Origin of the sequence: Streptomyces sp. NPDC047028, assembly GCF_040644095.1 — a bacterium.
GTDB lineage: Bacteria > Actinomycetota > Actinomycetes > Streptomycetales > Streptomycetaceae > Streptomyces.
The window spans coordinates 98,226-118,331 of record NZ_JBEYVS010000029.1; the positions used below are offsets into that span (position 1 = coordinate 98,226).

At 72.5% G+C, this 20,106-nt stretch carries 15 protein-coding genes and 2 pseudogenes; 5 read left to right on the plus strand and 12 right to left on the minus strand.

Going from position 1 to position 20,106, the window contains the following annotated elements; all coding sequences use genetic code 11:
• Nucleotides 1-21: 21 nt before the first annotated feature.
• The 6 genes from ABZ854_RS24865 to ABZ854_RS24890 form a co-directional block, all read right to left on the minus strand.
• Nucleotides 22-561, minus strand: coding sequence for a DUF5825 family protein (locus ABZ854_RS24865; protein ID WP_361214541.1), 540 nt, complete (start codon nt 559-561; stop codon nt 22-24).
• Nucleotides 558-2,414 (minus strand): RiPP maturation radical SAM C-methyltransferase, encoded by a 1,857-nt coding sequence (locus tag ABZ854_RS24870; protein WP_361214543.1) that lies wholly within the window; start codon nt 2,412-2,414, stop codon nt 558-560. Before ABZ854_RS24870 ends, ABZ854_RS24865 begins: the two co-directional genes overlap by 4 nt.
• 202 nt (nt 2,415-2,616) lie before the next feature.
• A complete protein-coding gene (locus tag ABZ854_RS24875; protein WP_361214545.1) occupies nt 2,617-5,196 on the minus strand; it encodes a polynucleotide kinase-phosphatase in 2,580 nt (859 codons plus the stop codon).
• On the minus strand, nt 5,193-6,671 hold the full coding sequence (locus ABZ854_RS24880; protein WP_361214547.1) for a 3' terminal RNA ribose 2'-O-methyltransferase Hen1: 1,479 nt from the start codon (nt 6,669-6,671) through the stop codon (nt 5,193-5,195). Before ABZ854_RS24880 ends, ABZ854_RS24875 begins: the two co-directional genes overlap by 4 nt.
• Nucleotides 6,672-6,745: 74 nt before the next feature.
• A complete protein-coding gene (locus tag ABZ854_RS24885) occupies nt 6,746-7,687 on the minus strand; it encodes a hypothetical protein (RefSeq protein ID WP_361214549.1) in 942 nt (313 codons plus the stop codon).
• Between the two features lie 144 nt (nt 7,688-7,831).
• On the minus strand, nt 7,832-8,755 hold the full coding sequence (locus ABZ854_RS24890) for an LLM class F420-dependent oxidoreductase (RefSeq protein WP_361214551.1): 924 nt from the start codon (nt 8,753-8,755) through the stop codon (nt 7,832-7,834).
• Nucleotides 8,756-8,993: 238 nt separating this feature from the next.
• On the opposite strand from ABZ854_RS24890, the gene ABZ854_RS24895 reads away from it, so the two are divergent.
• On the plus strand, nt 8,994-9,155 hold the full coding sequence (locus ABZ854_RS24895) for a hypothetical protein (RefSeq protein ID WP_361214553.1): 162 nt from the start codon (nt 8,994-8,996) through the stop codon (nt 9,153-9,155).
• 142 nt (nt 9,156-9,297) lie between these two features.
• Here ABZ854_RS24895 and ABZ854_RS24900 read toward each other — a convergent pair.
• From ABZ854_RS24900 to ABZ854_RS24920, 5 genes and pseudogenes are all read right to left on the minus strand, one after another.
• Nucleotides 9,298-9,480: pseudogene (locus ABZ854_RS24900) on the minus strand (HEAT repeat domain-containing protein); the annotation flags it as partial.
• A 77-nt stretch (nt 9,481-9,557) separates the two neighbouring features.
• Nucleotides 9,558-10,034, minus strand: a complete 477-nt coding sequence (locus tag ABZ854_RS24905; RefSeq protein WP_361214555.1) for a DUF6099 family protein — start codon at nt 10,032-10,034, stop codon at nt 9,558-9,560.
• A 166-nt stretch (nt 10,035-10,200) separates the two neighbouring features.
• Entirely contained in the window at nt 10,201-10,533 is a 333-nt protein-coding gene (locus tag ABZ854_RS24910) for a nucleotide pyrophosphohydrolase (protein WP_361214557.1), read from the minus strand.
• Nucleotides 10,530-11,717 (minus strand): ATP-binding protein, encoded by a 1,188-nt coding sequence (locus ABZ854_RS24915; protein WP_361214559.1) that lies wholly within the window; start codon nt 11,715-11,717, stop codon nt 10,530-10,532. The genes ABZ854_RS24910 and ABZ854_RS24915 overlap by 4 nt, the downstream gene beginning before the upstream one ends.
• 120 nt (nt 11,718-11,837) lie before the next feature.
• Nucleotides 11,838-12,257 carry a cell division protein SepF gene (locus ABZ854_RS24920; RefSeq protein ID WP_361214561.1) on the minus strand — a complete coding sequence of 140 codons (420 nt, stop codon included), beginning with the start codon at nt 12,255-12,257 and terminating at the stop codon, nt 11,838-11,840.
• A 182-nt stretch (nt 12,258-12,439) separates the two neighbouring features.
• Between ABZ854_RS24920 and ABZ854_RS24925 the strand changes: the two genes are divergently transcribed.
• The 4 genes from ABZ854_RS24925 (at nt 12,440) to meaB (ending at nt 19,316) form a co-directional block, all read left to right on the plus strand.
• On the plus strand, nt 12,440-14,188 hold the full coding sequence (locus tag ABZ854_RS24925; protein ID WP_361214563.1) for a hypothetical protein: 1,749 nt from the start codon (nt 12,440-12,442) through the stop codon (nt 14,186-14,188).
• Between the two features lie 127 nt (nt 14,189-14,315).
• Nucleotides 14,316-16,133, plus strand: a complete 1,818-nt coding sequence (locus tag ABZ854_RS24930) for a methylmalonyl-CoA mutase family protein (protein WP_361214565.1) — start codon at nt 14,316-14,318, stop codon at nt 16,131-16,133.
• On the plus strand, nt 16,133-18,307 hold the full coding sequence (scpA, locus tag ABZ854_RS24935) for a methylmalonyl-CoA mutase (RefSeq protein ID WP_361214567.1): 2,175 nt from the start codon (nt 16,133-16,135) through the stop codon (nt 18,305-18,307). Before ABZ854_RS24930 ends, scpA begins: the two co-directional genes overlap by 1 nt.
• A gap of 7 nt (nt 18,308-18,314) precedes the next feature.
• Nucleotides 18,315-19,316 (plus strand): methylmalonyl Co-A mutase-associated GTPase MeaB, encoded by a 1,002-nt coding sequence (gene meaB / locus ABZ854_RS24940; protein ID WP_129306050.1) that lies wholly within the window; start codon nt 18,315-18,317, stop codon nt 19,314-19,316.
• A 26-nt stretch (nt 19,317-19,342) separates the two neighbouring features.
• Here meaB and ABZ854_RS24945 read toward each other — a convergent pair.
• Nucleotides 19,343-19,914: pseudogene (locus tag ABZ854_RS24945) on the minus strand (IS5 family transposase); the annotation flags it as partial.
• Between the last annotated feature and the right edge of the window lie 192 nt (nt 19,915-20,106).

Consider the following 20,106-nt stretch of genomic DNA (forward strand, 5'->3'; position numbering starts at 1 on the left):
ATCGGACGTTCAGATGCGCCGTCAGATTTCTGTGCACGGGACCGGCCAGCGCCGAGCTCTCGGGGGCAGGGCCACGACCCACTCACCGCTCACCAGAACCAGTCGCTCTGCGGTCAGCAGGTCCGCCGCCTGGCGCTCATCCGTGTTCAACTCGTCGAGAGACAACGGCTTCTGGAGGCGGCGGAACGTCGCGAGGAGGACCGGGTGGTCCAGGGTGAGGCGGGCCGCCGTGCCGGAAGCGCGACGGTCCATGAGCGTGCAGAACTCCGGGCCGCGTCGGTAGTAGAGGAGGCCGTAGGAGTACGCCGACTGCCATGATGTCAACTCGAACTGGCAGCCCGGGAGTTCGCCCGGCGGCTGGAGGTGGTGCAGCAGCGTCGTGTCGTACGAGGGGTGGCCCGCCGCCCGCCAGTTCACCTTCAGCGCTCGGCCCTGGCACTCGCGCAGGAAGCGGACGGCCTCGCAGGTCTCGCGGCCCGCGCCCGTCAGGTCCAGTGGGTCGGTGATCTCGACGCGGCGGCCGGTGAGGCGGTGGGCGACGGTCGTGGGGAGCTCGGTCATGCGAGCGCCTCCGTGCTCTCAAGCAGCCTCACCGGTTCGCCCCATGTGGGGAGGGAGACATAGGTGTGTCCGTCCCGGAAAAGCAGGCCGAGGGTCAGGGCGTGGTGGAGCCAGGCGTCGAGGGTGTCGAACGGGACCTGGTGGCCGTCGGTGGTGAGCAGTCGGTGCAGGGCGGGGGTGGTGCGGCCGGCGTCCAGGTGGCGGAAGGCGTCGGCGTGCCAGCCGGTGAAGCGGTGGGTAGCGGGGGTGCGGCCGTGCCGGGTGTCGTGGACCAGCAGGTCGGTGCCGGCGTCCTCGTACAGCAGCCGGGAGTGCGCGTGACCGGCCCGCCAGTCGGCCACGGCCTCGGTGAGCCGTTGCTCGACCTCGCCGGAGATCCCCGCGTCCTCGGTGTCGAACAGGTAGACCAGGTCTCCGAGTTCGTTCTCGGGGAGGTCGTAGACGTGCTGGTACATCTCGGCGGGCCGGCGTTTGCCGAAGCCCAGGCCGGGGTCGGTGAAGTGGGGGCTGAACCGCTCCAGTTGGATGCGGTGGGCACCGCTCGGCGGCTGGAGGTGGACCAGTGCGGGGAGCTGGTCGATGACCGGTGTGTAGTCCTCGGCCCGTTCGCCGGGGAAGCCGTAGAGGAGGTTCCAGGAGCAGGTCAGCGCGTGGTTCTCGCACTCGCGCAGGGTGCGGACGTTGCGGGCGCCGGTGACGCCCTTGTCCATGAGGTCCAGGACCCTGCTGCCCAGGCTCTCGATGCCGGGCTGGATGTGCACGGTGCCCGAGTCGGAGAGGAGGCGGAGCTGGTCGGGGGTGAGGTTGGACTTGACCTCGTAGTGCAGCCGCAGGTCCCAGCCGCTGTCGACGACGCGGGGCAGGAAGTCGCGGAAGTAGGCCATGTCGATGATGTTGTCGACGGTGACGATGTCGAGGATGTGGTGGCGGCGGACGAGGCGGTCGATCTCCTGCCAGAGCCGCTCGCCGGGCTTGGCGCGGAACGCCATGGCGGAGCCGTTGAGCCCGCAGAACGTGCAGTGGTGCTTCTCTCCCCACCAGCAGCCGCGGGCGCCCTCGACGACCAGTTTGGGATGGACGTACTCCCGGACCGGGGAGGTGTCCAGGGCCGTCTGCCACTGGTCGTAGTCGGGTGCGGGGATGTCGGCGGGCGCCACGGTCCGGCGCGTCTCGGGGTTGGCTCGGGACACGGGGCCGTCCCACCAGCACAGGCCGGGCACGTCCGCGGGCGCGGTGCCGGCGTCGAGGTGGTGCAGCAGCGCGGGTAAGGCGTACTCGCCCTCGCCGCGCACCACGTGGTCCACGAAGGGATGGTTGCGGTGCAGGGCGTGGCCCATGGGGCCGTCGCAGTTGGCGCCGCCGAACACGACCGTCAACTCCGGCCGTCTTCGCTTGAGTTCGCGGGCGAGGGCCAGGGAGGGGACGTTCTGCATGAACGTGGTGGTGAATCCGACGACGTCCGGTTCGGCGGCCAGCACCTCGGTGGCGCACTCCGCGACGAAGTCCTCGGCGTAGGGGCGCATGGCGACGGCGGTGTCGACGGGGACGCCGCGGTCGGCCGCGTACGCGCGGAGCCGGGCGAGGCCCCAGCGGGGGTCGTCGTACAGAGCTCCGGAGAAGACCCAGTCCCCGAGGCCGTGGAAGATCGCGTCGCTGCCGACGGCCACGCAGTCGCCGGGCCGCAGCCGGCCGGCCGAGCGCTCCAGCAGGAACTCCGCCCAGCGCAGGGAGCCGTGGAACTCGGTGACCTCGTCCGCGGGGCGGGCGTCGCACACGACGCGGTGCAGCAGGCCGAGTTGGAGGGAGGGGAGGTCGAGGGGATGCCAGGGCATCGTGACCAGGTGAATGCGCATGTTCAGCGGGTCGGCCGCTTCTCCAGGATCGCCGGCCGGCGGCTGGTGCTGCGGTCCTCCCGGACCACGACCTTCTTGATCTCCACGTCCCCTGCTCCCCTCACCACGTGAACACCCTTGTGCCGCACGGCCGTCCACCATATGGACGGACGGTGTGCGGCACAAGGGCGTTCTGTGCCGACCTGCCGGCCGGGGGCCTGACCTAAAGACGCGGGTCCACGGGCTCAGACTCCAGGGCGAGCACCCCGAAGACGGCCTCGTGCACCCGCCACAGCGGCTCGCCGTCGGCCAGCCGGTCCAGGGCCTCCAGGCCGAGCGCGTACTCACGGATCGCCAGCGACCGCTTGTGGTTCAGGAACCGCTGGCGCAGCCGGGCAAGGTTGTCCGGACGCGTGTACTCGGGGCCGTAGATGATGCGGAGGTACTCGCGGCCCCGGCACTTGATGCCGGGCTGCACGATCCGCCCCTGCGGGCTGCGGACCAGCGCGCCGACCGGCTTGACGACCATGCCCTCGCCGCCGCGGCCGGTCATCTCCAGCCACCAGTCGACGCCCGCCCGGACGGACTCCGGGTCGCCGGTGTCGACGTACAGGCGGCGGGTGGTCTGCAGCAGGCCGGTGCCGTCGTGTTCCACCAGCCGGTCGATCAGGGCCAGTTGCTCGTCGTGCGGGAGACCGGCGAGGCTGCGGCCCTGGGCGGCCAGGATCTGGAAGGGGGCCAGCCGGACGCCGTCGAGGCCGTCGGTGGTCCAGCAGTAGCGGCGGTAGGCGTCGGTGAACGCGGCGGCGTCGGCGGCGCGTTCCCGCTGCCGGGTCAGCAGCGCGGCCACGTCGACACCCCGTGCGGTGGCGCCCTCCAGGGCGGTGAGCACGTCCGGGAACACCGCGCCGGAGGCGGCGCCCACGGCCGCGTACTGGCTGCGGAGCAGACCGGACGCCTTCAGCGACCACGGCATCAGCTCGGCGTCCAGCAGCAGCCAGTCCGTGTCCAGTTCGTCCCACAGTCCGGCCTCGCCGATCGCCGCGCGCAGCCGGCCGAGGATCTCCTCGGTGACCTGAGCGTCGTCGAAGAACGGTCGCCCGGTACGGGTGTAGAGGGAGCCGGTGGGGCCCGCGTCGACGCCGAAACGCCTGCTCGCGGCCTCCGCGTCCCGGCACACCAGCGCCACCGCCCGCGAGCCCATGTGCTTCTCCTCGCACACGACCCGCTCGACACCGTCCTCGGAGTACTGCGCGAACGCCTCCACCGGGTGCTCCAGATAGCCGTTCACATGCGAGGTGGCCGTGGGCGCCATGGTCGGCGGCAGGTACGGCAGCAGGCGGGGGTCCGTGGCGAAGCGGCTCATGACCTCCAGGGCCGCCGCCGCGTTCTCCTCGCGGACCGCGACGCGGCCGGCGTGCCGGGTCTCCACGGCCCGGCGGCCGTACACGTCGGCCAGGTCCAGCGGCCGTCCGTCGTGGCCGCCGGGCGCCTCGGTACGCAGCGGCCTGGCCGGCTCGTACCAGACCTTCTCGGCCGGTACGTCGACCAGTTCGCGCTCCGGCCAGCGCAGCGCGGTCAGCTTGCCGCCGAAGACGGCACCGGTGTCCAGGCAGATGGTGTTGTTCAGCCAGGTGGCCTCCGGCACCGGGGTGTGGCCGTAGACGACGGCCGCGCGGCCCCGGTAGTCCTCGGCCCACGGGTAGCGCACCGGCAGGCCGAACTCGTCGGTCTCGCCGGTGGTCTCGCCGTACAGGGCGTGGCTGCGGACGCGGCCCGAGGTGCGGCCGTGGTACTTCTCGGGCAGGCCGGCGTGGCAGACGACCAGTCTGCCGCCGTCGAGCACGTAGTGGCTGACCAGGCCCTCCAGGAAGCGGCGGACCTCCGTCTTGAACTCCTCGGTCTCGCCCTCCATCTGGGCGATGGTCTCGGCGAGCCCGTGGGTGTGCTGGACGTTTCGGCCCTTGAGGTAACGGCCGTACTTGTTCTCGTGGTTGCCTGGCACGCACAGCGCCGCACCGGCCTTCACCATGGCCATCACCCGGCGCAGCACGCCGGGGGTGTCCGGGCCGCGGTCGACGAGGTCGCCGACGAACACGGCGGTACGGCCCTCGGGGTGAACGCCGCCCACGTAGCCCAGCTTGGCGAGCAGGGCCTCCAGTTCGGCGGCGCAGCCGTGGATGTCGCCGATGATGTCGAAGGGGCCGGTGAGGTGGGTCAGGTCGTTGAACCGCTTCTCGGTGACGAGGGTGGCCCCCTCGACCTCCTCGACGCCGCGCAGGACGTGCACCTTGCGGAAGCCCTCGCGCTCCAGGTGCCTTAGCGAGCGGCGGAGTTCACGCGTGTGCCGCTGGATGACCCGGCGGGGCATGTCGGCGCGGTCGGTGCGGGCCGCGTTGCGTTCGGCGCACACCTCCTCGGGCACGTCGAGCACGATGGCGATGGGCAGCACGTCGTGCTCGCGTGCCAGCTCGATCAGCTGGCGCCGGCTGTCCTGCTGCACGCCGGTGGCGTCTACGACGGTGCGGCGGCCGGCGGCAAGCCGCTTGCCGGCGATGTAGTGCAGGACGTCGAAGGCGTCCCGGGTGGCGCTCTGGTCGTTCTCGTCGTCGGAGACGAGGCCGCGGCAGAAGTCGGAGGAGATCACCTCGGTCGGCTTGAAGTGCCGTCGGGCGAAGGTGGACTTGCCGGAGCCGGAGGCGCCGACGAGGACGACGAGGGAGAGGTCGGTGACGGGCAGCACCCGGCCGGCCGCCGTCTCCGTGCGCTGGGTGGTTTCGTCGGTCTCGCTTGCCTCGGTCATGCCGCCTTCGCCTCCTTCTCCTTCTCGTCGTGTGCGGTCTCCAGGGTGAACACGGCCATCTGGGTGGGCGGTCCGACCTCGGGGTCGTCGGGGCCCACGGGCCGGAACGCGACTCCGTAGCCGTGCCGTTCGGCCACGGTCGCCGCCCAGGTGCGGAACTCCTCGCGGGTCCACTCGAAGCGGTGGTCGCCGTGCCGGACGTGCCCGGCGGGGAGGGTCTCCCAGCGGACGTTGTACTCGACGTTCGGTGTGGTCACGACGACCGTGCGCGGACGCGCCGCGCCGAAGACGGCGTACTCCAGGGCGGGCAGCCGGGGCAGGTCGAGGTGCTCGATCACCTCGCTGAGCACGGCGGCGTCGTAGCTCTTCAGGCGCTTGTCGGTGTAGGCGAGCGAGCCCTGGAAGAGGGTGACGCGGGAGGCCTGCCGCTCCCCCATGCGGTCCAGCTTCAGCCGGCGGGAGGCGATGGTGAGGGCGCGCACGGAGACGTCCACGCCGACGATCTCGGTGTACCGCACGTCCTTCAGCAGCGCCTGCACCAGCTGGCCCTGGCCGCAGCCGAGGTCCAGGACGCGGGCGGCGCCGGACTCGCGGAGGGCGTCGAGAATGGCCTCCCTGCGCTGTACGGCGAGCGGGGTGGGCTTCTCCTCGGCCTCGGTGTCCTCCTCGACGGCGTTGTCGATGGACTCGACCTCGCTGTCGTCGGCCTCGGCGAGCCGCACCAGTTCGAGGCGCTCCATGGCCTGCCGGGTCAGCGACCAGCGGCGGGACAGGTACCGGCTGGTGATCAGCTTCTGCTCCGGGTGGCCGGGCAGCCAGCCCTCGCCCGCGCGGAGCAGCTTGTCGACCTCGTCGGCGGAGACCCAGTAGTGCTTGGCGTCGTCGAGGACGGGCAGCAGCACGTACAGGTGGCGCAGTGCCTCGGCGAGGGTCAGCGTGCCGGCTTCCAGGACCAGCCGGACGTAGCGCGAGTCGCCCCACTCCGGGAACGCGGTGTCCAGCGGGACGGGTGTGACGTCCACCGTCCAGCCGAGCGGCTCGAACAGCCTGCGTACGAGGGCGGCGCCGCCGCGCGCGGGCAGCACGGGCACCTCGACGCGCAGCGGCAGCGGGGCCGCCGCCAGCTCCGGGCGGGCCTTGCAGACGCCCCGCATCGCGCTGGAGAAGACGTTGCTCACCGCGACGGCCAGCAGCGAGGAGGCGGCGTAGGGCCGGTCGTTGACGTACTGGGCGAGTGCCGCGTCGGGTGCCCCGCCGCGGCCCTTGCCCTTGCCCCGCCGGACCAGTGCCACCGTATCGACCTCCAGCAGCAGCGCGGCCGTGCACCGCTCGGGACCCGCCTCGGGGTAGAAGACGTGCGCGGGACCGTGCGAGGTGGAGAAGGTCTGCACCTTGTCGGGGTGCTTGTGCAGCAGGTACCCCAGGTCGGCGGCCGGGTTCACCGCCGTGCCTGTGGTGGAGATCGTCACGAACATGCGGCCGATTCTTCCCTGGCGGACGCCCCGCCGACCACCCTGTTTTCCGCTGCGCCGGGCCGGGGCGGCCGGGCTCAGGACTGCTCGGCGATGATCCTGCGGGCGTTGCCGATCGCCTGCTGGTCCGCCGCGCGGCCGTCCTCCAGCGCTTTCTTGTGCCGGGCGATGGCCGCGTTCTGCGTGCGGACCTCGATGCGGTGGGCGGTCTGGATGTAGTCGGTGCCGAGCTTGCAGCGGGCGTCGGCGACGGCGGTCTTCTTCTCCTTGCCGGAGGCCTGGTGCGTGGTGAACCAGTGGTAGTCGACGGACGCCTTGTCCGGGTCGGGGTAGTGGAAGCCCTTGTCCTTCATGCAGCGCGACCAGGCGCGGTCGGCCTTCTTCCAGGCGGGGTCCTTCCCGGCCTCCTTGCGCGCCTGGATCCAGAGCTCCGTGGCGAGCGAGTAGTAGCCGGAGAGCTTCAGCCCGCCCACGTTCATCGGCCGGGGCTCGGAGCCGTAGATCTTCCGGGTGGCGGCACCCAGGCAGCCGCCCTCGGGTATGGGCCTGCCGTGCGTACGGTGGCTCTCGCCGGACTCGAAGCTGCCGGTGAGGGCGGTGTACTGGTCGGCGGGCCACTCCCGGGGTTCGGCGCCGGTGTCCACGCCGCCGTTGTGGTAGCCGTGCTCGGCGGCCACGGCGGGATCGTCGACGCCGTAGGGGCTGTCGTCACCGAGCCCGTCCTCGTTGACGAGGCTGCCCTGGCGGACGGGGTAGGTCGACTCGACGGACTTGACGTCGAACGCCCGGAAGCCGGTGAAGCCGAGCCGGATCATGCACTGCCTGGCGAGGATCCACTGCGCCGTGCCGACGTCCTGGCCGCCGGTCGACGCGGGGTCGGGCAGGTAGGCGTGCAGCGGCAGCGCCTTCATGTCGTTGAGGGCGTGGACACCGGTGCCGGCGTCGTCACCGTCCGAGGTGAACTGGCATGCGGACAGGGCCAGCAGGCCGGTGAGGGTGAGGGGCAGGATTTTGCGCACCCGGCCATCCGACCAGTCGTGGATCACGCGCGCTGTGACGGAACCCACAATTCCGGCACAGCGGGTTCACAGTTAGATCACATTCCCGGCCCGGGCGGCACTCTCGCCCGGGGCGGGGTGCGGCGGTCCCCGCCCCGGACCGCGCTACGACAGCTGCGACTGGACCTGGGAGGCAATCAGGTCCAGGTGGTCGAGGTCGGAGAGGTCGAGCATCTGGAGGTAGACGCGGCGGGAGCCGATCGCGGCGTAGCGGCCGAGCTTTTCGACCACCTCGGCCGGGGAGCCCGCCAGGCCGTTGGCCTTCAGTTCGTCCACCTCGCGGCCGATGGCGGCAGCCCGCCGGGCGACCTCGCGGTCGTCCCTGCCGACGCAGGCCACCAGGGCGTTGGAGTAGGTCAGCTCGTCCGCCGGGCGGCCGGCCTCCTCGGCGGCGGCCCGGACCCGGCCGAACTGCCGTGCCGAGTCCTCGACGCCGGCGAAGGGGATGTTGAACTCGTCGGCGTAGCTGGCCGCGAGACGCGGGGTGCGGGTCGCGCCGTGGCCGCCGACGAGCACGGGGACCTTCCGCTGGGCCGGCTTGGGCAGCGCGGGCGAGTCGGTGAGGTCGTAGTACGTGCCGTGGAAGTCGAACGTCTTGCCGAGCGGGGTGCTCCACAGCCCGGTGACGATCGCCAGCTGCTCCTCCAGCCGGGCGAACTTCTCCTTGGGGAACGGGATGCCGTACGCCGTGTGCTCCTCCTCGAACCAGCCCGCGCCCAGGCCCAGTTCGACCCGGCCGCCGGACATCTGGTCGACCTGCGCGACCTGGATGGCGAGCACGCCGGGCAGCCGGAAAGTGCCGGCCGTCATCAGCGTGCCGAGGCGGATCCGCTTGGTCTCGCGGGCCAGGCCGGCCAGGGTGATCCAGGCGTCCGTGGGGCCGGGCAGGCCGTCCGAGCCGCCCATGCGCAGATAGTGGTCGGAGCGGAAGAACGCGTCGAAGCCCAGGTCCTCGGTGGCCTTCGCCACGGTGAGCAAGGTGTCGTAGGTGGCCCCCTGCTGGGGCTCGGTGAAGATTCGAAGGTCCATACATCCATCCTGCACGGCGTCGCCCCCGTCAACCGCGTCGGTCCGGCCCGCCGCGGCCGTTCACGGTCGGGTGAACTTCGCCCGCTCCGGGCGCGGGGTGCCGTGCGGGCCAGTGACCCGCCCCGGCGGTGATCGTTTGGCCCGTCGGAGCCGGACCGTCCGGCACCCGCGCCGGACGGTCGACACCGCCGCGCGCCACCGTGCCGGCCCTCCCGGGCCCAGGGCCGAGGAGGCCGTCATGTCCGAAGAGCCAGTCCCCCGATCGGACGCCCCCTCCAGCCGCCCGAAGGGGCTGCTGGAACAGATGGAGGAACTGATGGCGGCGCTGAACGCGGACCTCTCCGACCTCCATCAGGAAGCGGAGTCCCGGGGGCGCCTGAGCGGCTCGGCCGGCGACTAGGAATCCGGGCTGCCGTCGCGGAGAGGCGATTCCGCGGCAGGTTGCGGACCTCGTAGTGCCAGTGAGCGGTCACGCGGTGGCCGAGCTCGAAGGCGGGACCGAGCGGACCGACGCGTTCGTAGGCCGCCTCGCTGCGCGGGTCGTCGCGGACGGCGAGCGCATAGGCGGCCTCCAGCCGCAGATGCCGGTCCTCCTCGTCCGACAGGGAGATGAGGGCGTCCATGACAGCAGCCGTCCGGTCGCGGGACCCGGAGAGGGACGCGGCGGCGTGCCGCCGGATGTCGGCGTCCGGGTCCCGGAGGAGGAGCAGGCTCTCCCTGGCCACCGGGGTCAGCCCCGCCGGTTCCCCCTGGTGCTCCGGCCGGACAGCAGCCGCCGGTCCCGTCCCGATCTCGGTCCTGGTCAGCCCGCCTCAGGTTCCGGTTCCGGTAAGCGTTCCTCTCTGGCCTCCAGTTTGCGCAGCATCTCCAGGACGCGGTCGCGGGATTCGTCGGCCGCGTCGATGGCCTCCATGCACTGCCAGTACGTCGCCTCGTCCGCCGCTGCGCTGGCGAGGCCGACCAGGGCTATGCCGACCTCGCCGAGCAGGCTGCCGAGGGCGAGGAGGGTGTGGCGGGGGTCGGCCAGTTCGGTCAGCCGGGCGGCGCGCAGGTCGCCGGGGTCGAGGCGCGGGGGGTCGAGGACTCCGCAGCCCCGGCCCGCCAGTTCGGTCAGGCCCAGTGCCTCGCCGCGCAGTTCCGGCGGGCCGGACACGGCGAGGCGGCTGCCGATCGCCTGGGCCAGGGCCTGGGCCTGCCAGACCTCCGTCATGATCTCCGCGCCGTCGGCGCCCTGGGCCAGGGCTCTCCTGCTCGCCGCGATGAGCCGTACCGCGTCCATGCGCGCCCCCGTCCGCCCGCCGCGCTTCCCCGCGCGGTCACTGAACTCCACTGTTCCACTACCCAGAGTGAAGGTCGATGGGGCGAAAAGCCAGAGGTAGGGGGAAATCTGTGGACAACAATTCGGATTCGGGAAGGAAGTCAACTCCGGAGAGTAATAACGGAGGTCAGGATTCCGCGGTGGGGAACCGCCGCTCGTTGCGGTCGATCTTGGCGCTCAGCGCGGCCAGCGGATCGACGTCGAGCACCTCGCAGAACTGGAGGAGGTAGGCGAGCACGTCGGCGACCTCGTCCCGGACCCGGTGCGCCGTGTCCGGGTCGTCCATCACCCGGGCGGATTCCTCGGGCGTCAGCCACTGGAAGATCTCGACCAGTTCGGAGGCCTCCACGCTGAGCGCGGCGACCAGGTTCTTGGGGGTGTGGTACGGCTGCCAGTTCCGCGCGGCGGCGAACCGGGCGAGCCGACGCTGGAGTTCGGGCAGATCGGGATGTGCGGTCACGGACCCAGGTGTACCACTGTGACTCCCTCCTCCCCCGCCGCCCAGGTCGCGTCGCTCACCGCGCCCACGCAGCGGATGTGCCCCCGCGCGGCCATCCGGACCGCGACCTGCAGCAGCGCGCGGCGCTGGCCGGGATCGAGGGCGCGATCGAAGTTGTCGGTGAGGAGGGTGAGGGAGCGCAGCGCGTCGGGCACCTCGCCGGGGGTGTCCACGGCCAGCACACCGGGTCCGGTCAGCAGCACCAACGCCAGGGCCAGGTACCGGAGTTCACCGTCGCCCAGCAGCCCGATCCCGGTACGGAAGCCGTCGCCCCGGTCGAGCAGCGCGCGGACCGTGCCGTCGGGCAGCGGCTCGGCGACCAGGTCGGTCACCCGCCCCGCGCAACCCGCCCGCACCGCCTCCACCAGCAGGGCGTGGCGCCGTCCGCATTCGGCGCGGGTGCGCCACAGGACGTCGGCGAGGTTGTCGCAGCCCGTCAGCAGGCGCCCGGAGCCGGTGGGGACGGGGCGGCGCATGCACTCGGGGCGCGGGTCGCAGGGGAAGACCGAGCGCAGCGCGACGACCATCTGCTCGGCGGCGGCGAGGACACGCCGCTGTCCGTCGGTCTTGCCGGCGACGCGCAGCGGCAGCAGGGCGGTGCCGAGGCGGTCGTCGGGCAGCGGGGCGCGGGTCACCGGCGCGGAGCCGGCGGTGTGCCAGGCGGCCTGCACGGTCCGGCGTCCGGGGTCGCGCAGGGCGGTCTCCAGCAGGACGACGCCGTCGGCCGTCAACCGCTCGCCCACGATCCGCAGATGGGGTTCGGCCTGTACGGCGACGTCGAGACGGACCGGCCCCTCGGCGCCGTCGGCCGTACAGCCGATCCGGAATCCGCGCCGCCCCTCGCGGTCGGGCCGGGCCCGCTCCGGCACGCACGCGAGCGGGTCCGGGAACACCTCGCCGAGCGGGGTCCCGCCGCCGAGCCGGGCCAGCGCCTCGTACGCCGCGAGCGCGCTCGACTTGCCCGACCCGCTCCGCCCGGCGATCAACGTCACGGGCCCCAGCGGCAGTCCGGTCCGCCGGTGCCCGGCGAAGGCGGACAACCGCAGCTCGGTGAGCCGGGGCCGTACATCGACGGGGGTAGGGGGCAACGGCCCCGGGGGCGCGGTGGAGTCGGAGGGGGACGGGAGCGCGGAGGGGACGGCCATGTCCCGGACCGTAGGACTCGGCACACTCGGCGAACCGTTTTGGCTCCGGCACCTTCCTACGATCGAGGGACGAACCGGAGTGACGCGGTCCGAACGCGAACTCCCTCACCGGGACGTCCCTCAGCCCTCCGAGACCCCCGCCCCCTCCATGAGTCCACCGACCTCCGTGCCCGGCGGGGTGAGGAGGAACACGTTCCGGTCGACCCGGTGCATCCCGCTGGCCAGACCGAAGACCACCCCCGTGCTGAAGTCGAGGACGCGCTTGGCGGTCTCGGTCTCCGCTCCGGTGAGGTCGAGCAGGACGGGCGCGCCCGCCATGAGGGTCTCGGCGACCTCGCGGGCGTCGGCGAAGACGTTGACCCGCAGGACCACGAACCGGCGGCGCGTCTCGGTCTCGGCGTCCGGCAGCGAGCGGTGCCCGACCGCGGACGGCCACGCGTCCCGGCCCCGCAGCGGCACCACCTGGGCGAGCCCCTCCCACTGTTCATCGGTGACGTCGTAACGGCTCACCGGCTCCCCCCGACCTGACTCGCGTTCCATGCCTGCATCCGGCCAATTCTTACGCCAAGTCACCCGTTCGGCCGAACTGCGACACGCAGCGCGACGGCCCCGCCGGGGTCACTTGTGTGCATTGGCCTGCTTCTTACCTGTCTCACACCCAACTTTTCATGGCGGTCAGCGTGCCGTTCACCGGCCCCCACTAGGGTCCTGTGCTTGTGCACATGGCAGAGAAACAGCTGGTGGCACCCGGTCGGCGGACGCGGTCGGCGGTGTCCGCCGCACCCAGGCCGACCACGGAGGCACCGGCGGGGCCCGCGCAGTGCCACCGCGTCCTGACCCTCCTCGCCGATGTCAGCCTCTTCATCGGCACCCGCTCGGTGTGGACCCAGGCGGCGTCGCACCGGCCGGTCCTCGCCGGTGTCATCTCACTCTGCTACCTCTCCGTCCTCGGCGGCGCGATCCTCGCCCTGACGGTCCGCCGGGCGCGGTCCCTGGCCCGGGTGGACCTGCTCGTGCTGGTGACCGCGATCGTGCTGACCGCGTGCACCTGGGCGATGAACCACGCGGGCAACGACGAGGCGGCCCTCACCGCGCAGGCCGCGCGGGAGCTGGTCGCCGGACACCCGGTGTACGGACAGGCCTGGCCCTGGCTGTTCCACCACGAACACGTCGCCCTCACCCCGCTGGCCGGCGGCGGCTACGACTTCACGTACGGCTACCCCCCGCTCGCCCCGCTGCTGACGGCCCCTCTGCTGTGGGTGGGGTCCGGCGGCATCCCGGCGACGGCGGCGGCGACCCTCGCGCTGCTCGCCGGCACTGTCGTGCTGTGGCGGATGCTGCCCGTGCCCTGGCGGTCGGCGGCGACCATGCTCTGCCTCGGCTTCGGTTTCCTGCCCATGTACGGCCGCCAGGGCTATCCGGCGATCCTCGGCCTCGCCCTGATGATCCCGGTGGTGGTGCGCTGGCCGCGGCTGGGCGCCGGCGGCCGGCTCGGCACCCCGGGCATCGCCCGCGCCGCCTGTCTGGGCGCCGCCTGTGCGGCACAGCAACTGCCGTGGTTCGTGACGCCGTTCCTGCTGGCGGGCGTATACGCGGTACGGCGGGGCGAACTGGGCGCTCGGCGGGCCGGCCTGGTGGTACTGCGCGTCCTCGGCGTCGCCGTCACCGCGTGGCTGCTGCTGAACACCTACTTCATCGTGCACGAGACCCGGGCCTGGCTCGGCGGGATCGTGCTGCCCCTGACGCAGGGCGCGGTGCTGCACGGCCAGGGCCTGGTCGACGTCTCCCTGTACTTCACCCACGGCAGCGACCGGCTGGACTGGTACGGCCACGCGAGCATGCTCCTCGCGGCGGGGCTGCTGGCCCTGTTCACGCTGTTCGTCCGGCGGCTGGGCCCGGCGGCGACCGTGCTCCCGTGGTGCGCCTTCTACGTGGCGACCCGCTCCCAGGACGGCTACTACCTCATGATGACGCCGCTGTGGCTGGCGTCGGCCGTGACCGCGCCGCTGCCGGAGTTCGCGCGGGCCTGGCAGCCGCGCCCCCGGTTCCTGCGGGGCCCGCGCCGGCGGCACGCGCTGTGCGCCGCGGCGGGCCTGCTGGTGGCCCCGGCGCTGCTGAGCGCGGTCCTGGCGGTGACCGGCGGACCGCCGCTGCGGATGGCGGTCACGGCGGTACGGCGGCCCTCGGCGAACGCCCTGTCCGCGCTGACCCTGAAGGTGACCAACACGGGCGGCGCCCCGCTCACCCCGCACTACATGCTCACCACAGGCCAGGGCACCCGCCGGTACTGGACGCGGGTGCGCGGCCCGGCCACCCTGCCCGCGCACAGCACGGCCACCGTCGAACTCCGGGCGCCCGCAGGACGGTTCGTCCTGCCCGGGCACCGGACCCGGCTGCGCCTGCGCGCGTTCACGGCGTCCCCGCAGACCCTGTCCACCGAGGACGTGGAGCGGTCCGAACTGACCGGCTGAGGGGCATTCGCGGGGCTTGCGCAAGGTGCCTCGGAAGCGCGGGAGGCGCAGCTCACAGCCGTAAAGAGGGAAACGTCACAGCCCTCGTCCTGCTGTCACTAAAGCCCGCTGGCCTAGCATCCGAGCCATGACGGTCCTGCCTGACGACGGGCTCTCACTGGCCGCCGAGTTCCCTGACGCGACACACGAGCAGTGGCACCGCCTGGTCGAGGGTGTGCTGCGCAAGTCGGGCAAGGAAGTCTCGGGGACGGCAGCTGAGGACGCCCTGTCCACGACGCTGGAGGACGGGCTGCGCACCAGCCCCCTCTACACCGCGCGCGACGACGCGCCCGACCCCGGTCTGCCCGGCTTCGCGCCGTTCGTCCGCGGCTCCCGCCCCGAGGGCAACACCGCGGGCGGCTGGGACGTACGGCAGCGGCACGCGGCGCTCACCGACGACGCGGCCGGCGGGGTGCTGGCCGACCTGGAGAACGGCGTCACCTCGCTCTGGCTGGTCCTCGGCGAGGGCGTCCTCCCGGTGTCCTCGCTGGGCCCGGCCCTGGACGGCGTCTACCTCGACCTGGCGCCCGTCGTCCTGGACGCCGGCCGTGACACCGCGGCCGCCGCCGAGGCGCTGCTCGGGCTGTACGAGGAGCGGGGCGTCGGCGCCGAGGCGGCCCGCGGCAACCTGGGTGGCGACCCGCTCGGGTACGAGGCCCGCACCGGCACCGCCCTGGACTTCGCACCGTACGCCGCACTGGCCGCCCGCTGCACCGGGGCGTGGCCGGGCCTGCGGGCGCTGACGGTGGACGCGCTGCCGTACCACGAGGCGGGTGGCTCGGCCGCGCAGGAGCTGGGCGCCTCCCTCGCCACCGGTGTGGCCTACCTGCGGGAGCTGACCGAGGCGGGCCTGAGCGTCGAGGCGGCCTGCGCGCAGCTGGAGTTCCGGTACGCGGCCACCGCCGACCAGTTCCTGACCGTCGCCAAGCTGCGCGCCGCACGCCGGCTGTGGGCGCGGGTCGCCGAGGTGTGCGGTTCGCCCGAGGCCGGCGCCCAGGTGCAGCACGCGGTGACCTCGCCGGTGATGATGAGCCGCCGCGACCCGTGGGTGAACATGCTGCGCACGACGGTGGCGACGCTGGCCGCCGGGGTCGGCGGCGCCGACGCGGTGACCGTGCTGCCGTTCGACCACGCGCTCGGCCTGCCGGACGCGTTCGCGCGGCGGATCGCCCGCAACACGTCCACGATCCTCGTCGAGGAGTCCCACCTGGCCCGGGTGATCGACCCGGCGGGCGGCTCCTGGTACGTGGAGAAGCTGACCGACGAACTCGCCGAGGCCGCCTGGCGGTTCTTCCGGACGATCGAGCGGGACGGCGGGCAGGCCGCGGTCCTGCGTTCCGGCCGGCTGCGCACGGATCTCGCGACGACGTGGGCGGAGCGCTCCAAGCGGCTCGCCAAGCGCCGCGAACCCATCACCGGGGTCAGCGAGTTCCCGCTGCTGGCGGAGAAGCCGGTGGAGCGTGCGGCGGCGCCCGAGCCGCCGTCGGGCGGGCTGCCCCGGGTGCGCCGCGACGAGGCGTTCGAGGAGCTGCGCGCCCGCTCCGACGCCCACCTCGCGGCGACCGGCGCCCGGCCCCGGATCTTCCTGGCCGCGCTCGGTACGGCCGCCGACCACACCGCGCGTGCCACGTTCGCGGCGAACCTGTTCCAGGCGGGCGGCGTCGAGCCGGTCACCGAGGGCCGGTTCGAGGACAGCGGGGCCACCGAGGCCGTGCTGTGCTCCAGCGACGCGGTCTACGCCGAACAGGCCGGGAAGGCCGCCGAGTCCCTGCGCGCGGCCGGCGCCCGGCACGTGGTCCTCGCCGGCCGCCCCGCCGACCACCCGGGTGTCGACAGTTACGTCTTCGCGGGCTGCGACGCCGTGGCCGTGCTGTCCGCGACCCTCGACCGCATGGGAGTGTCCTGATGGGAATCCCCGACTTCTCCGGCATCGAGCTGGGGACCCCCGTCGCGGACGGCGGCGCCGACGAGTGGCGTACGGCCGTGACGAAGGCGACCGGGAGCGAGGAGCCGCTGTGGGAGACCCCGGAGGGCATCGGGGTCAAGCCGCTCTACACCGGCCGTGACCTGGAGGGCCTGGACTTCCTCGGCACGTACCCGGGCATGGCGCCGTACCTGCGCGGCCCGTACCCGACGATGTACGTCAACCAGCCCTGGACGATCCGCCAGTACGCGGGCTTCTCCACCGCCGAGGAGTCCAACGCGTTCTACCGGCGCAACCTCGCGGCCGGCCAGAAGGGCCTGTCGGTCGCCTTCGACCTGCCCACCCACCGGGGCTACGACAGCGACCACCCGCGGGTGACCGGTGACGTCGGCATGGCGGGCGTGGCCATCGACTCGATCCTCGACATGCGGCAGCTGTTCGACGGGATTCCGCTGGACCGGATGACCGTGTCGATGACGATGAACGGCGCCGTGCTGCCGATCCTCGCCCTGTACATCGTGGCGGCGGAGGAGCAGGGCGTACCGCCCGAGAAGCTGGCCGGGACCATTCAGAACGACATTCTGAAGGAGTTCATGGTCCGCAACACCTACATCTATCCGCCGAAGCCGTCGATGCGGATCATCTCCGACATCTTCGCGTACACCTCGCGGCGGATGCCCCGCTACAACTCCATCTCCATCTCCGGCTACCACATCCAGGAGGCCGGGGCGACGGCCGACCTGGAGCTGGCGTACACCCTCGCGGACGGCGTCGAGTACATCCGCGCGGGCCGTGAAGCGGGCCTGGACGTGGACGCGTTCGCGCCCCGGCTGTCGTTCTTCTGGGCGATCGGCATGAACTTCTTCATGGAGGTCGCCAAGCTCCGCGCGGCGCGGCTGCTGTGGGCCAAGCTGGTCGCGCAGTTCGAGCCGAAGAACACCAAGTCGCTGTCGCTGCGCACCCATTCGCAGACCTCGGGCTGGTCGCTGACCGCGCAGGACGTGTTCAACAACGTCACGCGGACGTGTGTGGAGGCGATGGCGGCGACCCAGGGCCACACCCAGTCGCTGCACACCAACGCCCTCGACGAGGCGCTGGCCCTGCCGACGGACTTCTCGGCGCGGATCGCCCGCAACACCCAGCTGCTCATCCAGCAGGAGTCGGGCACCACCCGGGTCATCGACCCGTGGGGCGGCAGCGCCTACGTGGAGCGGCTGACGTACGACCTGGCGCGCAAGGCGTGGGCGCACATCCAGGAGGTCGAGCAGGCGGGCGGCATGGCGCAGGCCATCGACGCGGGCATCCCGAAGCTGCGCGTGGAGGAGGCGGCGGCGCGGACGCAGGCCCGTATCGACTCCGGGCGGCAGCCGGTGATCGGCGTCAACAAGTACCGGGTGGACAGCGACGAGCAGATCGAGGTCCTGAAGGTCGACAACTCCTCGGTGCGGGCGCAGCAGATCGAGAAGCTGCGCCGGCTGCGCGCGGAGCGCGACGAGACCGCCTGCCGGGACGCGCTGGACGCGCTGACGCGGGCGGCCGAGGGCACGGAGAACCTGCTGGAGCTCGCGGTGCGCGCGGCCCGGGCCAAGGCGACCGTTGGGGAGATCTCGGACGCACTGGAGAAGGTGTACGGGCGGCACGCGAGCCAGATCCGTACGATCTCCGGCGTGTACCGCAACGAAGCAGGCCAGTCGCCGTCCGTGGACCGCACCCGTGCCCTGGTGGACGCGTTCGAGGAGGCGGAGGGCCGCCGGCCGCGCATCCTGGTCGCCAAGATGGGGCAGGACGGTCACGACCGCGGCCAGAAGGTGATCGCGACCGCGTTCGCCGACCTCGGTTTCGACGTCGACGTCGGCCCGCTGTTCCAGACGCCGGAGGAGGTCGCCCGGCAGGCGGTCGAGGCGGACGTGCACGTGGTCGGGGTGTCCTCGCTGGCCGCCGGTCACCTCACGCTCGTCCCGGCGCTGAAGGAGCAGCTCGCCGAGGAGGGCCGCGAGGACATCATGATCGTGGTGGGCGGGGTGATCCCGCCGCAGGACGTGCCGACGCTGCTTCAGATGGGTGCCGCGGCCGTGTTCCCGCCCGGCACGGTGATCCCGGACGCGGCCTACGACCTGGTCCGGCGGCTGTCGGCCGGCCTCGGCCACGACCAGTAGCCGGCCCATGGCAGCGATCGATCTCGACACGTATGTGAAGGGTGTGCTCGACGGGAAGCGGGCCCTGGTGGCCCGTGCCATCACGCTCGTCGAGTCCACCCGGCCGCAGCACCGGGCGCTGGCGCAGGAGCTGCTGACGCGGCTGCTGCCGCACAGCGGCCGGGCGCGGCGGATCGGCGTGAGCGGGGTGCCGGGCGTCGGCAAGTCGACGTTCATCGACGCGTTCGGCACGATGCTGACCTCGCTGGGCCACCGGGTCGCCGTCCTCGCGGTGGACCCTTCCTCCACGCGCACCGGCGGCTCCATCCTCGGCGACAAGACGCGGATGGAGCGCCTGGCCGTGGATCCGGCGGCATTCGTACGGCCCTCCCCCAGTGCCGGCACGCTGGGCGGCGTCGCGAAGGCCACCCGGGAGTCGATGGTCGTGATGGAGGCGGCCGGCTACGACGTGATCCTGGTGGAGACCGTCGGCGTCGGCCAGTCGGAGACCGCGGTCGCCGACATGGTCGACTCCTTCCTGCTGCTCACCCTGGCCCGCACCGGTGACCAGCTGCAGGGCATCAAGAAGGGCGTCCTGGAGCTGGCCGACGTCATCGCCGTCAACAAGGCGGACGGACCGCACGAGCGGGACGCGCGGGCGGCCGCCCGGGAGCTGGCGGGGGCGCTGCGGCTGATGCACGGCAAGGACGCCTTCTGGACTCCCCCGGTGCTGCACTGCAGCGCCCGGGAGTCGGCCGGCCTGGACACGGTCTGGGAGCGGCTGGAGCGGCACCGTGCGCTGCTGGACTCCACCGGGCGGCTCGGCGCCAAGCGGCGCGAACAGCAGGTGGACTGGACGTGGGCGATGGTCCGCGACGAACTGCTGGGCCGGCTGCACGCCGACCCCGCGGTGCGGGAGGCGGCGCCGGTGCTGGAACAGCGGGTCCGGGAGGGCTCGTTGACGGCGACGCTGGCCGCGGAACGCATCCTGGCGGCGTTCGAGGGCCGAACCGCTCCGGGCGGCGACTGACAGGGGGCTAGGTCGTTTCCTTCGGATCACCTCGCCGACCAAATGAAGATGGCGGCGATGTGGAGTCCGGCGAGGTAGACGGTGGCGGTCTTGTCGTAGCGGGTGGCCAGACCGCGCCACTGCTTGAGCTTGTTGATGCACCGTTCGACGGTGTTGCGCTGCTTGTACGCCTCACGGTCGAAGGCGGGCGGGCGGCCGCCTGATCGGCCTCGCTTCTTGCGCTTGGCGACCTGGTCGGAAGGCTGGGGGATCACTGCCCGGATCCCGCGCTGACGGAGATGGGTCCGGATCGCGCGGGACGAGTAGGCCTTATCGGCCAGGACCATCTCCGGTGTGGTTCTGGGCCTGCCGATCCGCCGTGGCACCCGCAGGGTGGCCATGACCTCGGGGAAGGCGGGTGCATCACCGGCCTGGCCGGGGGTGAGGACGAAGGCGAGCGGGCGGCAGCGGCTGTCTGCGGCAAGGTGGATCTTGGTGGTCAGCCCGCCGCGGGACCGCCCGAGGGCATGGTCGTCCGGCTCGCCGGCCGGAGCCCCTTTTGACGGGCCCCGGCAGCGTGCTGGTGAGCGCGGACGACCGTGGAATCGACGGCGACGATCCAATCGAGGTCGCCTTCGGTGTCGGCCTGGGCCAGCAGAGCGGTGAAGACCTTCTCCCAGGTGCCGTCGGAGGCCCACTTCCGCAGCCGGTTGTGGGCTCCTTTCCACGAGCCGAAGTGCTCGGGCAGGTCCATCCACGGAGTGCCGGTGCGGTACTTGAACGCGATCGCGTCGATCACCTGCCGGTGATC

What these genes read in the sequence shown, in the direction of transcription:
- ABZ854_RS24865 (WP_361214541.1), bottom strand. Translation starts at nt 561, where the DNA reads ATGACCGAGCTCCCCACGACCGTCGCCCACCGCCTCACCGGCCGCCGC.
- ABZ854_RS24870 (WP_361214543.1), bottom strand. Translation starts at nt 2,414, where the DNA reads ATGCGCATTCACCTGGTCACGATGCCCTGGCATCCCCTCGACCTCCCC.
- ABZ854_RS24875 (WP_361214545.1), bottom strand. Translation starts at nt 5,196, where the DNA reads ATGACCGAGGCAAGCGAGACCGACGAAACCACCCAGCGCACGGAGACG.
- ABZ854_RS24880 (WP_361214547.1), bottom strand. Translation starts at nt 6,671, where the DNA reads ATGTTCGTGACGATCTCCACCACAGGCACGGCGGTGAACCCGGCCGCC.
- ABZ854_RS24890 (WP_361214551.1), bottom strand. Translation starts at nt 8,755, where the DNA reads ATGGACCTTCGAATCTTCACCGAGCCCCAGCAGGGGGCCACCTACGAC.
- ABZ854_RS24895 (WP_361214553.1), top strand. Translation starts at nt 8,994, where the DNA reads ATGTCCGAAGAGCCAGTCCCCCGATCGGACGCCCCCTCCAGCCGCCCG.
- ABZ854_RS24905 (WP_361214555.1), bottom strand. Translation starts at nt 10,034, where the DNA reads ATGGACGCGGTACGGCTCATCGCGGCGAGCAGGAGAGCCCTGGCCCAG.
- ABZ854_RS24915 (WP_361214559.1), bottom strand. Translation starts at nt 11,717, where the DNA reads ATGGCCGTCCCCTCCGCGCTCCCGTCCCCCTCCGACTCCACCGCGCCC.
- ABZ854_RS24920 (WP_361214561.1), bottom strand. Translation starts at nt 12,257, where the DNA reads ATGGAACGCGAGTCAGGTCGGGGGGAGCCGGTGAGCCGTTACGACGTC.
- ABZ854_RS24925 (WP_361214563.1), top strand. Translation starts at nt 12,440, where the DNA reads ATGGCAGAGAAACAGCTGGTGGCACCCGGTCGGCGGACGCGGTCGGCG.
- ABZ854_RS24930 (WP_361214565.1), top strand. Translation starts at nt 14,316, where the DNA reads ATGACGGTCCTGCCTGACGACGGGCTCTCACTGGCCGCCGAGTTCCCT.
- scpA (WP_361214567.1), top strand. Translation starts at nt 16,133, where the DNA reads ATGGGAATCCCCGACTTCTCCGGCATCGAGCTGGGGACCCCCGTCGCG.
- meaB (WP_129306050.1), top strand. Translation starts at nt 18,315, where the DNA reads ATGGCAGCGATCGATCTCGACACGTATGTGAAGGGTGTGCTCGACGGG.